Consider the following 15,893-nt stretch of genomic DNA (forward strand, 5'->3'; position numbering starts at 1 on the left):
TCTCCTATCATAAATAAATCTATTTTGTTATTTTTCATTGAAGCTTTCTTTTACTTAAAGCCTTTAAAGCATCATAAATATAACATCCGCCACAAAAATTACATCATAGGGGCAAGTAACCTTAGAATAGATTGAAATAACCTCATTGGGAGCTTTCTTTTGATCTTATCCTCTGTCATCTGTATACTTTGATTCATTGTTTTAATAAAGTCTTCTTTAATATCGCAAATCGTATTGTTACGATACATATAAACTCCACATTCAAAATGAAGATACAAGCTACGATAATCCATATTAATTGTTCCTACTGTAGCAATTTCGTCGTCACAAACAAAACTTTTCGCATGTAAAAAGCCAGGTTCGAATTGATACACTTTAATTCCTGCTTTTACAAGTTGTACGTAATAGGACTGTGTAACAGCAAAAACCATTTTTTTATCCGGAATATTTGGTGTGATGATACGAACATCGACTCCTCGTTTACTTGCTAAACATAGAGCAGTCATCATTTCATTATCAATAATTAGATATGGTGTACAGATATAAACATAATTCTCCGCCATATTAATGATGTTTAAGTACACATTCTCTCCAACGCTTTCTTCGTCTAAAGGAGAGTCCGCATAAGGCTGTACAAACCCTAGGGAATCGTTTTGTTTTTCTTTATCTAACATTTCTTGATAAAGTGATAATTCCGGAGCAAAGTTTCCTAAGGTATCATTTGTGGAATAAAATGCATTCCAAGTAGTGAGAAACATTGCCGTTAGCCCATATACCGCATCGCCTATTAAACGTACTCCTGTATCTTTCCAATACCCGAAACGATCTTTTTCATTGATATACTCATCTGCTAAATTAAGCCCACCAGTAAATCCAATATTACCGTCAATCACCATAATCTTACGATGATCTCGGTGATTCATTACCGCCGAAATGATAGGTTTCACAGGATTAAATACAACGCATTTTATATTGTATTTAGCTAATTCTTCTCCGTACTTATATGGAAGTAAAGTTAAGCAGCCAAAGTCATCATAGATCAAACGAACATCGACCCCAGACATTGCTTTTCCCTTTAATATCTCAAGGATTTCATTCCACATTCGGCCTTCCCCAATGATAAAGTACTCTACAAAAATAAACTTCTTGGCACTTCGTAAAGCTTCTAACATATCAGGGAAATTTTCTTCCCCACTTTCGTAGTATTTTACATTCGTATTTTTATAAACTGGATAGCCAGAATTATTTACTATATATCCTACCTGTCCTCGTACTTTCTTGTCAAGACCTTCAATAGTATTTAAAACCTCTTCATCCTGTTTTATTTCTTGTGAAAATCTATTCCATGAAGTATCAATCTGTGTTCGCATACGTCTTGCAGGTTTTTTCCCTCCAAGCATTCCATACAATAATCCTCCGAAAATCGGGAATAAAAGAATTGGTATACTCCATGCAAGCTTATATGCAGGATTATCATTCCGATTAATTACTAAGAATAAAGCAATAAAACTCATCACTTGAAGAACAATTTGTATCCACCAAGATTCACTTGTCAAATTAAGCATAAAAGTAATGAACCATATCGACTGTATTAATATCAATACACTAACAATAAAGATTCTGCTTAATAATATTTTCTTAATTTTGTTCAATCAATCGCCTCCTTCGTATCCCCTATTAAGCATTCCCCACTTCGAAACATTATAGAGCATTCCATAGAAACATTCAATCAAATTTACAAAGTGTAACTGATACAAAGATATCTGGACACAGAAAACATCAATTATTTAGAAACAGCATTTTTTACACTTTGAGTCAAAGAATACTCGTAATTTGTGGACAAAAAATCAGAGTATACTCTTGATTTGTCCCCAAATACATAGAACTATACTCTGATTTATATTATTTGATTTTTATTATTTGATTTTTATTATATAATTTTAGTTTCTATAATAATTTATTAAGCAACCCTTTAAGATAATATCTCGTTCATCATCCGTTAATTCTCCAAGGGTAAGAGTAAACTCCTTCATGCCCTCATTTACTACATACGCTTTAATCTCGTTTTCTCTATTTTCGATTGCTTTTTTAATATCCTTAACAAATAAGTAATCACCATTCTGAAATGGGATTTCTTCTTTCCACAAGAATGGTAGCATACCCCAATTAATTAAATTACTACGATATCTCTTTGTAGCATATTCTTTTGCAATATTAGCAAGACCTCCGAGTACTTTTTGGCAGCTTGCTGCTTGTTCTCTTGCGGATCCATCTCCTGGTTTAACTGCATAAATCACACTACCAATTTCCGTCTTCTTAGGATCTACCTCAAATTTCTGATTGATCTTAGTAAATACTTCTTTTATCTCATAATTTGCATTGTAGATATCCTCGGTAGAATCAGCAGTCTGTCTAGCAATCTCTGCAAGTTGAATTTCTTTTGCACGACCTACATAAGCTGGATCTTTTCTTGATAATGTAAATTCTGCTAATCCTAAAGGATTGGAACGGTAAGAGGAAGTTTCACCAGATGGAATTAATTCATCGGTTGTAGTTACAGGATCATGTATCACGGAAACCACCTTTAAAACTAAATCATCGGTAAGACTTTCCATAGCAGGCCAATCTACAATTCCAGGTCCAAACTTAATCTCTGCTGTCTCATCCGGCTTACCAACACCATCGTATACACGGTTTTCATAAATCTTGCTATCAAAGAAATAGCGAGGTTTTGAAAAGTTCACATCGATATCTTCCGCTGAGGTCAGATATCCTTGATTTGCAGCCGTTGCTGCAATGGAACGTGCATCCATAAGTGCTACCGATGCTACTTGACCATTGGTAATCTTAGAACCTTCACGATTTGGGAAGTTTCTAGTAGAATGACGAATACTGAAGCCATTGTTAGCAGGAACATCTCCAGCTCCAAAACATGGTCCGCAAAATGCAGTACGAATCGTTGCACCAGTTTGCATTAACGTTGCTACAGAACCATTTTTCACAAGTTCCATATAAATTGGCTGGCTGGCTGGATAAACACTCAAGGAAAATTCATCCGCACCAATATATTTTCCGTTTAAGATATCCGCTGCATCGCAGATATTTTCAAAACCACCACCTGCACAACCAGCAATAACACCTTGGTCAACATATAATCTTCCATTACGGACTTTATCTCTTAAGGTATATTTCACCTTATTATTATCAAGACTGATGAGTGCCTTCTTCTCAACCTCTGTAAGAATATCATCTAGATTTGCGTTTAATTCGTCAATGGTATAGACATTACTTGGATGGAATGGCATTGCAATCATTGGTTTGATTTCTGATAGATCAACGTAAATCAATCCATCGTAGTATGCGATATCCTTAGGTGCAAGTTCTTTGTATTCCTCTGCACGATTATGAATTTCATAAAATTCTTTCACCTTATCATCCGTTACCCAGATAGAAGAAAGACAGGTGGTTTCTGTCGTCATAACATCAATACCGATACGATAGTCCACACTTAAATTTTTGATTCCATCACCGATGAATTCCATTACTTTATTATTAACATAACCATTTGCAAAAACTGCACCGATGATAGCTAAAGCGATGTCCTGAGGCCCTACGCCCTTTCTTGGAGCTCCGGTTAGATATACACCAACAACCTTAGGCATGTTAATATCATAAGTTTTGTTTAATAACTGTTTTACGATTTCAGGCCCACCTTCACCCATTGCCATCGTACCTAGAGCTCCGTGACGGGTATGGCTATCTGAACCAAGAGCCATCTTACCGCCACCAGCTAACATTTCACGGGCAAATTGATGGATGACTGCCTGATGTGGTGGAACATACATTCCGCCATATTTTTTTGCACAGGAAAGTCCAAACATATGATCATCTTCATTAATTGTGCCTCCGACTGCACATAAACTGTTATGACAGTTAGTCAATACATAAGGTACCGGAAACTGTGTCAGCCCGCTTGCTCGTGCAGTCTGAATGATTCCTACGAAAGTTATATCATGTGAAGTAAGTTTATCAAACTTAATTTTTAGCTTTTCCATATTATCGGAAGTATTATGTGCAGCCAATATATCATAAGCAATCGTATTTTTTGCTGCCTCTTGCTTGGTTACATCTTTACCAGTCTTCATTTTAAGAATTTCGTATGCTTCATGATTCTCTTCAATCACAGTCTGACCATTGATTACATATGCACCTTGATCTAATAATTTAATCATCCTATCTGCCCTCTTTTCTACGCTGCTCTTTGTCTACACTTTTATTACTCTTTATCGTTTCACCGTAATACAGCATAAATATTTAGATAAGAGGAATCAAAAATGATTCCTCCATTTAATGCCATTACTTTTGTGCAAATTCCATTACTTGTTCTTCATCACAAAATGTGCTTAAGCTTCCTTTACCTTCTTTAGCTTTTATAGACATTGTGATAACACCAGCTTCATCTTCTGTGAATTCAATTGTAATCTTACCACTAAAGTTGGTATAGAATACACCGTTATCATTGAGAACACCTTCTTCTCCCTCAAAAAACGTCTTGGAAATTAATCCGGAGTTTGTACCCATAAGTGGAAATTTCGGAAATTCTGTATTAATTTCTTCCCCTGCACCAATTGCAGAATTGAAGAACACATCAGATGAGTAGTTAGTCTCATCACTACTAAATAATAATTGAAGCTGTGTAATGTTTTTACTTGTATTATTTACTATGTGCAATTTGTATTTCTGAGATGCTTCAACTACCATGAAAACAAAGGAAAGAACAAGAACAGCTGCTACTATCCCACAAAAGATCATTAAATTCTTCTTTTTTTCCTTCAAGGTCTCTTGATTTATTTCCCTAGTTGCTTTTGTTACTTTGATTTTTTTCATCGTTGTATCCATTCCTTCCATTTTAAAACCTTACCGCATATAATAACGGCTCTTTTTATATTAATATGAAGCGTTAAAATAATCAAGTAGTTTCACAAAATATACTTATAAAAAACACTACTTTTTTACTCCTCACAGGAGGAAATTGGCGATAACTCTTCCCCTTGTGTCTGCTCCTCTTTTGCCCAGAACTTTATGTTATGTTCTTTGCATATCCGCACTATAACAAAGAAAGCTATGATGGAGGATAATACGGTAACCGAAATATTACTGATACACATAACCACTCCACAGCTTTTTGCTCCCATATTCGTGAATTTCTGTAAAGCATAAAGTACCGGGATACGAAACGCAAATACTCGACAGAAATTTATTAATAACGTGTATTTTGTATATCCGAATCCTAATAATAGCGAAATAACCGCAGCATTGATACCTAGAGGTATACAACTTCCAATACACTCAAATTTATACATTTCTATAATCATGTTTTGAAATTCAGTATCAAAACCACTCGATGAACTTGCAAAGATAAAACTGAATGGCTTTAAGAATACTAACGTTGTAACCAATCCCAATACACCAATCATCAGATTAATCGCCAAAACTCGTTTAAATGTGTCTAATGCACGTTTTACTTGATTCGCTCCAAGATTTTGGCTGATAATTGCAGCTCCACTTTCCTGAAATCCATTCTGTGGTCCAGTCGTAACCGCACCGATATTATTCGATATGCCAAGTGCTCCAACCGCCAGCGGACCATATTGACCACTCATCGAATTCACAATAACTTTTCCAAAGGAAAAGGCGGCCTTTTCCACCATTACAGGTCCTGATAACGTAAGCATCGGGCCAATTACTGGTTTTTTAAAACTGATACTCTTTAGTGAGAAGCCAAAAGCATTTCCCTTTTTATTTAGATTTACAATAGCAGCAACCAACATAACAGACTGAGCAGCAACATCTGCAATTGCTATCATCTGAATGTCACCATGCAAAACATATATAAATAATGCTGTCAAAGAAAGTTTAACAACAATAATCATCATATTTAAATTCAAGATACGCTTGGTATTACCCCTTGCACGTTCAACAGCGATATAAACGTTATTAATATAGGTAATTACCATTGCGACGAGTTCAATCGAAAAATATCTGCTACCAATCCCAATCAATTCTTTCGGTGTATTCGCGAACCGTAAAATCGTCCCTGAAAATGGTACCATCGTTAGAACTACAAGCCCAAGCATTCCGCATAGACCTAAGAGACTGTTTACCCTTTTTTTCACCATCTCAAAGTCACCAGCGCCATACGCCTTACTAATTTCAAGACTGCCACCAATGGCAAGTCCTCCACCCACTGCAGACAATAAATTGTTAATCTGAGACAGATATGCTACTGCTGAAACAGACTCTGCGCTAATATGAGAGGCCATCATCGTATCTAGTAAACGAAATACCAAGCTTAACGTTTGATATAACGCTAGCGGAAATCCTACCGAAAATACTACTTTCCATAGACTCCCATGCAATGCGAACTCACGAAATCGTTCGTCCTTTTTTGACAACCCCGCCTTTGACATTTTATAACTCCTTTCACACCCATCGTGTTCTCTCCTGATGCCACTTCTCCTAGGATAGTACAATTTGTCTAAGGATACCTTGATTTTCTTTTTATTATTTATTAAATTACAGTTATATTGCCATAACCGTAATATTCTAGTATAATGGAAACAAAAGATTAGATATGAATTTAGACTTTCTAATATAAATTCCTACCGTTATCATTTTTAACACTTAGAATGTTTATGCAACTTTACGATACAAGTAAAGCACGCTTATCATACTTTCCTTATATGATTTAAGACTGCTTAGGTTAACTAGAAAAATTAACATTTACATATTAAATTGATATAGAAAGGACGTATTAAAATGGACCCTAATCAAGACTTAAAGATTACAAGAATAAAACGTGATCCGTATTTTAGCATGAAAGATGCTCATCTACATAACTTTTATGAAATGTACTATCTTTTATCAGGTACAAGACGTTTTTTTGTGAATGATACTTTATACAATGTCTCTAAGGGAGAACTTATATTGATTGAAGAAGGGGCTCTGCACCGGACTACCTACATCTCGGGTGGTTCCCATGAACGAATTTGTATTACCTTTTCCAAATCCTTTTTACAACCTTTGTTTCAAGAATTCGGTGAGGAAGCTGTATTAAAGTGTTTTTCGCAACCATATGTACGAATACCTCAGAGCAGACGCGAGTATTTTGAAGACTTAATCTCAAAGGCACATCGTGAAATGATGTACCAGGATACCTATTCCCTCTATCTCGCAAGTAGTCATGTGTACGAACTCATTTTATTTATCTTACGGTTAAATTCTATCTCAAAGCAAGATGACATTACTCCGTATGACGCTTCCCCAGATGATCAAATCATGGAAAAAGCGGCAAAATATATATGCAGTAATTATCAATCCCCTGTTACTTTAGAAGAGACTGCAGCTTACTGTAATATGAGTACTACTTATTTTTCCAAAAAATTCAAGGCCGTGACTGGGTTTGGTTTTAAAGAATATTTGATTAGTATCAGAATAAGAGAAGCATCGAGACTTTTACTTCATACGAAGTTACCTATCACAGAAATCGCATTATTAAGCGGTTTTAATGATAGTAATTACTTTGGCGATGTCTTCAAGCGTATGAAAGGGATTTCTCCATGCAAATATCGTAAAAATAAAGAGATAGTGTAGATAATACAAAAGTCTATCTTAGTTATTCTATCATAAGATAGAGAAAAACTAAGATAGACTTTTTATATAAGCAATAATTTTCACAAACAATATTTTTTAAAAGAGGTTAATAAATTGTTACAATAAAAACAGAAATCTTATTTGATTATTTCAATTTTTCTCGTGTCCTTCAATTTTTTCAACCGCATTTATTTCTTCATTTTTTATTTCCCAATGGATTAAAAATGTTAAAGCAGCTCTTAATAATATAATGCTACCCACAGTAAGAATTTCCTGAAAATCTCTTACAATAACAGTACGCAATATCTCGCTTCCAAGCTTAAACTCTAACCCCATTGCCATACCTTTGGCAAGATTTAGTCTTGTTAATTCATTCCTCCGAAAATATTGAAATACTCCACGTATTCCCGATAATATTAAAATTAATACACCTACGTATTCAAACAAAAGAATTGCTATATCAACGATAACCCTTAGCGTTTCATGTAAAAACTCCATTGTTCTCCCTTTCTGATGTACCCCATATTTTTCTTATGATATTATTTTTAGTTTTAGTTTTCTGCTGTTTGAAGTGTAAAAACGCTTGTGGATATGGTATTTTTACCCCTGAAACAGTACAGAAAGCTTAATTCAACTTAGCTTGCTTTCCTTCTTATAAGCAATCTTTTAAGATATTAACAACATCCTCTTTTGTTAAAGAAACGAAAGCGTCCCCTAAACCACCGAATCTTACCGCTTTTTCTGCCATAATATCTAACTTAGAATCATCAATTCCAACTTCTTTTAACGTCATTGGAATACCGATTTCTTTAAAGAACTCTTCTGTTTTGTCAATTGCCTTATGAGCTACCTCAAACTTATCCTCTTCCATCGGTAAATCCCATACATTATGACCGTAAGTTGCAAATTGTTCTACCGTATCATCATTTAATATATATCTCATCCAACGAGGTGTTACAATTGCAAGGCCTACACCATGAGTAATATCATAAAATGCACTTAATTCATGTTCAATCGGATGACAGGTCCAAGCATGAGACTTTCCACTACCGGTTAATCCGTTTAGCGCCATACTACTTGCCCACATTAAGTTTGCACGTGCTTCATAATTTTCAGGCTCTTTTAGTGCAATCTTACAGTATTTAATACAAGCTTTTAAAATTCCTTCAGAAAAACTATCTTGAATATAAGCATCCTTTACTTTACCAAAATAAGCTTCAAAAATATGTGACATAATATCTGCGGTTCCTGCTGCTGTCTGAATTGCAGGTAATGTAAATAGGTAAGTCGGATCTAATATGGACGCCTGTGGAATCACTAATTTTGAAGCAGTTCCAAACTTCTCATTTGTCTCTAAATTAGAAATAACTGCATTCTTATTCATCTCAGAACCAGTTGCAGCCAAGGTTAAAATTGTTACGAGTGGCAGTGCTTTCGTAATAAGACTTCCATCTAATACAAGATCCCATGGATCATTATCATAATAATGTCCTGCTGCAATCACCTTACTACAGTCAAGAGTACTACCTCCACCAACTGCTAGAATAACATCAACGTTATTTTCTTTACACAGTCTTACACCTTCACGTACTGTTGTGATTCTCGGATTTGGCTCTACTCCACTAAGTTCAATAATATTCCAACCTTTTAATAATGTATAAACCTTATCGTATATTCCATTTTTCTTTATACTTCCGCCACCATAAACTAAAAGTACTGTTTTTCCATAGTCATTCATTACCTCAGGTAGCTGATCGATCTGATTTTTACCAAATAACATTTTGGTATATGCGTGAAATACATAATTCTCCATATTTTTCTTCATCCTTTCCTGATTTCGTAGCGACTACCATTAAAATGGATCGCAAATGTGCATCCATAGCCTAGTGCTTTTAATTCAATTACAAGAAAAAGCACACTTCATGAACTTTTCTTTGCCATGAATAAGGGTATCTGTACTTTAATACAGATACCCTTATTCTAATTGATATATTTAATTAATGCAAGTGTCATCCTTACACTCTTCATAATGTTCAACCTTACACTCTTCCTTATGTATCAACCTTTCATTCTTCCTAATATATTAACCTTTCACACTTCCTAATGTAACACCTGCAATGATATACCTTGATAAGATAAAATACATGATTATCAGAGGTATGATTGCCATACATATTGCCACATACTGCTGGGCTAAAGAGAAATTCTGATAACTTGCAGAACGTAGTCCTGCCATCAGAATTGGTACTGTCTTTTTATTCTGCGAAGATATAACAAGTGCAGGAATAAAGTAATTGTTCCAACTACCTACGAATGAGAAGATTGCTTGTACTGAAATCGCAGGTTTCATAATAGGCAAAATAATTGTATTGAATGTTCTAAACTCTGATGATCCATCCGCTCTTGCAGCTTCAACGATTTCTGTAGGTAATACACTCTCCATGTACTGTTTCATAAAGAAGAATGTAACCGGAGAAGCGATTGCCGGTAAAAACAGAGGATACAGGGTATTTCTCATTCCAATCTTATCAATTAAATCAAGAAAACCTAACGCAGATACCTGAGCTGGTACCATCATGACAAACATGATAAATGTAAAAGCGTATTTTTTCAGTTTAAAATCATACATATGAATTGCATATGCAGTCAACGTAGAAAAATATGTTGTTAATACTGCGCTTAACGTAGCAATTAACAAACTGTTACGCATACCACTGCCAATCGTGAATGTCGAGTTTTTAAGAACATCTTTTATATTCTGGAATAGATTTTTACCTGGGATTAGTGAGAAACCAGCGGTAATTTGAACATGGCTTCTCGAGGCGTTTACAATTAATATGTAAAATGGAAACAAGCAAATAATGGTGAGAAATATCAATAGGATATATGACAGAATTCTGCTTGTCACAACACCGCCAACTCCACGTTTGCTTTTATTCGGTTTTGTGTTTGCTTTTCTATTATCCATCATTCCGTTACTTCCTTCTTTGCTCTTCTCTTATTTTTTTCTTAACTTCATCATTACCTGTCTTATTCATCATCGAACGATATACAACAACACTACAAAGAGCTGTCAACATGAATAAGATTACTGAAATCGCACCGCCATCACCATAATTTAAGCTTGGTGATAACTTACTATTTAATAACATTACAACCGTTTTACTAGTATTATTCGGACTTCCAGATCCACTGGTTAAAATCTGTGGGACATCAAACATCTGAATACCACCGATTAAAGAAGTAATCATTACATAACTTAGGATTGGCATTAATAAAGGTAATGTAATCCTTTTAAATACTTGGATTGGTTTTGCACCATCAACATAGGCTGCCTCAAACAACCCCTGATCAATTCCCATAATACCTGCCATCAGCATGATTGTTGTATTACCAAACCACATGAGAAAATTCATGAGTGCGATTATACCACGTGTTCCAGTTATTCTGGAAAAAAATCGTATTGGGTCTCCTGCATTCACAAAGCCAAACTGGATTAACAACTGATTGACTGGTCCATCTGGTGAGAATAAAGTAAAGAATAACATAGCGAATGCTGATGCCATAATCAAATTTGGCATATAGATAACTGATTTAAAAAATCCTTGCCTCTTTAGTCTCAAACGATTACTTGTAAATAGTGCTGCTAATAGGAGAGAAATTAAAATCTGAGGTATGAACCCAATGATCCAAAGTATCATTGTATTACCGAAATATTTTAAAAACTCGGACTCAGTAAAGAGTTTAAAAAAATTCTTTAGCCCAACAAAATTCGGGCCTACCTTTGACAATCCCCCATTCGCCCAATATAACTCAAAGAAGCTGTAGTAAAACGTTGAAAGTAATGGTATCAGTGAAAAGATCGTATAGGTTACAAAGAATGGTATTAGGAAAATATATCCCCATTTTGAATAATTGACAAATTTTTTCGATTTCTTTGGATTCTGCATAGGATACCTCACAAATTGCGCTTTATTATGAGTTGCACCAGCAGAACTGTGCGCGCTTTCAATCCTGCTATTGTAAAAGGAGAGATGCCTTTTTCATCAGCATACTATCCATATTAGTACAGCAAGGCGATTCAAACCACCTTGCTGTACCGAAATAAATGTTTTTAAGTTCTTTGGTTATTACAAAAACTATATCTTATCCGTTACACTATGAGCGATTTCGAACTCTTCTCTTATTTACTAAGTTCTGGATGCTTTCCTAAAACTTCTGTATAGAAGTTATCCCAAGCCTGCTGTTCTGTTACAACTCCTTCAAAGTAGTCTTTCATTGCTAATTGAAGTTTTTCAGTCATAGTCTGATCAAAAGGTGATGCTGCAGAAATATGAATATCTTGTGCAGATTCAAGTAATACTTTGATATGATTCTGACCTCCTAAGAAAGGATATCCAAAATCACTGTTAGCTAGTTCTGTCATAGCTGCTACATTGTTAGTAAAATCACCAAATTTGTTAGTAATCTTAACAAGTGTATCTTTATTGCATGTCATAGTTAACATAATATCTTTTACGATATCGATATTATCTGTTCCTGCTGCACCACAAATCCATGTACCACCCCAGTAAGATCCCTGAGGCCCTTTACACATAGCCCAGTCACCGTAACCACCGTTACCAATTTCTTTTGGCTGATTTGGATCATCAAGTGTGTAATCCATGAAGCAGAAATCCATAAACCAAGCCGGTCCAAAGTAGCCAAATACCTTACCGTCTTTTGCCATCTGAGCAGTTGACTCTGCTGACCATAAGCTAGCTTTGTTATTGTAACCTTTATCTGTATATGTCTTAGTCTGCGATACCCATTGTTTGATCTCATCATCAACTACGATCTTATTGTTATCATCAATCCAAGGCAATTTCTTGTTGTTAGCAAATACACGATAATCATCATCATAGCCAGATAGCATGAAGTTACCTGCATCTTTCATCTTCGCAGCTACAGCATCAAATTTTGTCCAGTCTGAAATCATCTCTTGAACCTGATCAGGATCGTCTGTTCCTAACACTGCTTTAGCCATGGATCTTCTATAAAGAAAGCCCATTGGACAAGACTGCCATGAAACACCTTTAAGAGAGCCATCAACCGTAACAACATCCTTTGTGTATTGATATTGTTGAGAAAGATCGTCTTCTGTTAGGCCAATATCCTTCACAACATCCAAAGTATAGTCAGTACCAACATACTTTAATGCATAGTCAGCTTCTATCAGGAATAAGTCAATTCTATCTTCCGGTGAAGCAGAGGCCTGTTTTTGTAATGCTTCATCGAGCTTTGTCTGGTATACATTGTCTTCATTAGGATTGATAACCCAATCGACCGTTACGCCAGATGGAATTTTACTAGCATAATACTCGTTGAATCTATCCTGGAACTCAGTATTCCAACAATATATTCTTAATGTCTTACCGCCAGTAGACCCAGCTGTTGTCTTCTCTTTGTTGTCACCACTCTTACCATCAGTTGAATTATCTTTTGTATTCTCTTTGTTTGTTTGGTCCTTGTTTGCTTTTTGGTCGTTCTTACCGCATGCTGCAAACATAGCACAAACCATGGTCAAAACCATGAGCATAGCTAATGCTTTTTTCATCTTTTTCATATCAATACCCTCCTTTAATTTTGCATTCTATTAATAAATAATACAAATGCCTATGTTACCTTGATTGTCTTTAATCGACAATCGATTGCCTTGATGGGCGATTCAATTCGGTGCTAGTTACATAGCCAACTGAACTTCCCTTCATCAATGAGACCTTTAGGTAAACATTTGAAATAGAGGTTACCATAGGTCTCTCAATCAAATTAATTAACTGCTTTGCTGCTTCTGTTCCAATTCTGTCAGTATCCTGTCTTATCGTAGTAAGCTTCGGTTCTAATGCCTGTGCCACTGAAATGCCATCGTACCCTGCAACAGAGATATCTTCTGGTATCCTTAAACCGCTTCTTCTGATTGTATTCATAACTCCAAGCGCTGAATAATCATCTGGAGCAATGATACAGGTAGGTGGGACTTGTAAATCCAGTAATCTCTGTGTCAATAAGCCTGACGTATCAGAATCACGATAAATTCCTTCTACCACATATTCGTTCGGTATAGTTAAACCATTTTCTCGTAAAACCTGGTAAAAGCTTACCAATCGATTATGCGTAACCGATGAATTCGTGCCATGAATGTATGCTATTCTTTTGTGACCCTGATCAATTATGTACTGTGTTAACTGCCTCATTCCTTCCATATTATCAGAAAGAATCGATATTGCCTCATTATAGATATGATCAATGACTACTACAGGAATCTTTGAATTCACAACCTGTTGTATCTCATTGTCAAAGAAATCTGCACAGCAGGCAATACAAACACCATCGAAATTCCGATAACTGCAATGTTCCAGAAAAGTCATCTTCCTGTCACCAACATTATGCTCAATAAAGTTAATGTCGTATCCCTTGCCCGTAGCATATTCGTTGAAGGAAGCTAAAATATGAGCGAAGTATTCATTCCTGAGTCCATGATTGAACATCGTGGAAAATAATACTCCGATATTATAAGTTTTCTTCGTCTTCAATGCCCTTGCATTCGAATCTGGAAAATAACCAATCTCATTGGCTGCTTTCAGGATATTTCGCTTCGTTTCCTCTCCAATATCCTTATAGCCATTCAATGCTTTGCTGACAGTGGAAACGGAAACACCACATTTTAATGATAAGTCTTTAATCGTCGCCATTTTTACCACCGCTTCTTAGCTATATCGTTTTCGTAATTTTATTATATAGCAGTTTATACAAAATATCAAGTATTAATTTTATTTATATATTGATTATTACTTCTTTATTCCATATATAGGAATTTTATTGCATTCTTTTTGACATGATACATACAAAAACAAATCATTCTACTATAGTTTTCGTTAATAAAGCGAAATAAATATGGCTATTTTCTTAATTCCGTTTATCTGAAAATTGTAAATTATACCTAAATTCATTATATTTGACGATTTATTTGAATTAAACACAACTATTTACACATTATTTAATCATAAAACCGAATCAGAGACGTGACGAAACGTTTCGCTATGTCTCTTTAAAATTTGATGCCATATTTGTTTTTTCTTCCATTTTCGAAAATTTTCATAACAAAGAAATTTTTAGTTTAAGTATTTGCTTGTTACCCTGGATTCATCAGTAAACAGTGTATATGTTCCCTGTCAGATATAGAGTGAACATGCTTATTCTTGCCTCAATTCTGTCTATTTCCCGGATTTCTTATGTATTTAGACTTCTGCAGAGCCCGCACTTTGACATCAAATTTCACATCAGTTCGTATGATATAAATCTGGCGGGTAGAATACTACCCGCCAGTCTGTTAATTCCTATCTTACATGCTTATTTATCCATAAGATAGTTTCTCATATTTTTTAATGCATTTTTTTCAAGTCTACTAACTTGTGCTTGTGAAATTTGAATTTCTTCAGCTACTTCCATCTGAGTCTTTCCTTGAAAGAAACGAAGATTAATAATATTATTTTCTCTTGGAGATAATCTCGCCATCGCTTCCTTTAATGAGATTTCTTCCACCCAGTTTTCTTCTTTATTCTTTTTGTCACTTACCTGGTCCATAATATATAAAGTGTCTCCACCCTCTGAATAGACAGGCTCATACAAAGATACTGGGCTCTGGATTGCATCAAGTGCTGCCACAATATCTTCCTGACTAATTCCAACTTCATTTGCAATCTCACAAACCGTTGGTTCTTTATCATTTTTCTTAAGAAGCATTTCTTTCGCATAAATTGCTTTATAAGCAGTATCCCTTAAAGAACGGGATACACGGATCGCATTATTATCTCTTAAATAACGACGTATCTCACCAATTATCATTGGTACTGCATAGGTTGAAAACTTTACACCTTGCGTGATGTCAAAATTATCGATTGCTTTCATTAAACCAATACAACCAATTTGAAACAAATCGTCAACATTTTCATTACTATTTGAAAATCGTTGTATGATGCTTAGCACCAATCGTAGGTTTCCTTTGATATACAGCTCTCTAGCTTCCTTATCACCTTGCTTGATTCTTTCAAATAAAGCATCCTTTTCTTCACCCTTTAACAACGGCAATTTCGATGTATTTACTCCACAAATTTCTACCTTATAAAGAGCCATAATGAAACCTCCCAGATTAACCATTTTATTCTGAAGTCATAATAAAATGATTTACCGGAAGGTCTCTT

At 35.2% G+C, this 15,893-nt stretch carries 12 protein-coding genes; 1 reads left to right on the top strand and 11 read right to left on the bottom strand.

Features of this window, described 5'->3' with window-relative positions; genetic code table 11:
- Positions 1-98: 98 nt before the first annotated feature.
- The 4 genes from cls to CPHY_RS12700 all read right to left on the bottom strand — a co-directional run bounded on the left by cls (position 99) and on the right by CPHY_RS12700 (position 6,470).
- Entirely contained in the window at positions 99-1,652 is a 1,554-nt protein-coding gene (gene cls / locus CPHY_RS12685) for a cardiolipin synthase (protein WP_012200471.1), read from the bottom strand.
- A 288-nt stretch (positions 1,653-1,940) separates the two neighbouring features.
- Positions 1,941-4,232: a hydratase gene (locus tag CPHY_RS12690; RefSeq protein WP_012200472.1), complete on the bottom strand. Its 2,292-nt coding sequence runs from the start codon at positions 4,230-4,232 to the stop codon at positions 1,941-1,943.
- Positions 4,233-4,356: 124 nt separating this feature from the next.
- Entirely contained in the window at positions 4,357-4,887 is a 531-nt protein-coding gene (locus CPHY_RS12695; RefSeq protein WP_157668721.1) for a hypothetical protein, read from the bottom strand.
- Positions 4,888-5,012: 125 nt separating this feature from the next.
- Positions 5,013-6,470 (bottom strand): MATE family efflux transporter, encoded by a 1,458-nt coding sequence (locus tag CPHY_RS12700; RefSeq protein WP_012200474.1) that lies wholly within the window; start codon positions 6,468-6,470, stop codon positions 5,013-5,015.
- Between the two features lie 349 nt (positions 6,471-6,819).
- Here CPHY_RS12700 and CPHY_RS12705 point away from each other — a divergent pair, with 349 nt between their 5' ends.
- Positions 6,820-7,653 (top strand): helix-turn-helix transcriptional regulator, encoded by an 834-nt coding sequence (locus CPHY_RS12705; RefSeq protein ID WP_012200475.1) that lies wholly within the window; start codon positions 6,820-6,822, stop codon positions 7,651-7,653.
- Between the two features lie 150 nt (positions 7,654-7,803).
- On the opposite strand, the gene CPHY_RS12710 is transcribed toward CPHY_RS12705, so the two are convergent.
- The 7 genes from CPHY_RS12710 to sigG all read right to left on the bottom strand — a co-directional run bounded on the left by CPHY_RS12710 (position 7,804) and on the right by sigG (position 15,825).
- Entirely contained in the window at positions 7,804-8,151 is a 348-nt protein-coding gene (locus tag CPHY_RS12710) for a DUF1622 domain-containing protein (RefSeq protein ID WP_012200476.1), read from the bottom strand.
- Positions 8,152-8,305: 154 nt separating this feature from the next.
- Complete coding sequence (locus CPHY_RS12715) at positions 8,306-9,466, bottom strand: iron-containing alcohol dehydrogenase (protein ID WP_041704411.1); 1,161 nt, start codon at positions 9,464-9,466, stop codon at positions 8,306-8,308.
- A 270-nt stretch (positions 9,467-9,736) separates the two neighbouring features.
- Complete coding sequence (locus tag CPHY_RS12720; RefSeq protein ID WP_012200478.1) at positions 9,737-10,624, bottom strand: carbohydrate ABC transporter permease; 888 nt, start codon at positions 10,622-10,624, stop codon at positions 9,737-9,739.
- A gap of 4 nt (positions 10,625-10,628) precedes the next feature.
- On the bottom strand, positions 10,629-11,603 hold the full coding sequence (locus CPHY_RS12725; RefSeq protein ID WP_012200479.1) for a carbohydrate ABC transporter permease: 975 nt from the start codon (positions 11,601-11,603) through the stop codon (positions 10,629-10,631).
- 233 nt (positions 11,604-11,836) lie between these two features.
- Positions 11,837-13,258 (bottom strand): ABC transporter substrate-binding protein, encoded by a 1,422-nt coding sequence (locus tag CPHY_RS12730; protein ID WP_012200480.1) that lies wholly within the window; start codon positions 13,256-13,258, stop codon positions 11,837-11,839.
- Positions 13,259-13,328: 70 nt separating this feature from the next.
- Positions 13,329-14,384, bottom strand: coding sequence for a LacI family DNA-binding transcriptional regulator (locus CPHY_RS12735; protein ID WP_012200481.1), 1,056 nt, complete (start codon positions 14,382-14,384; stop codon positions 13,329-13,331).
- A 658-nt stretch (positions 14,385-15,042) separates the two neighbouring features.
- Positions 15,043-15,825: an RNA polymerase sporulation sigma factor SigG gene (gene sigG, locus CPHY_RS12740; RefSeq protein WP_012200482.1), complete on the bottom strand. Its 783-nt coding sequence runs from the start codon at positions 15,823-15,825 to the stop codon at positions 15,043-15,045.
- Between the last annotated feature and the right edge of the window lie 68 nt (positions 15,826-15,893).

This window comes from Lachnoclostridium phytofermentans ISDg (assembly GCF_000018685.1).
Lineage (GTDB): Bacteria > Bacillota > Clostridia > Lachnospirales > Lachnospiraceae > Lachnoclostridium > Lachnoclostridium phytofermentans.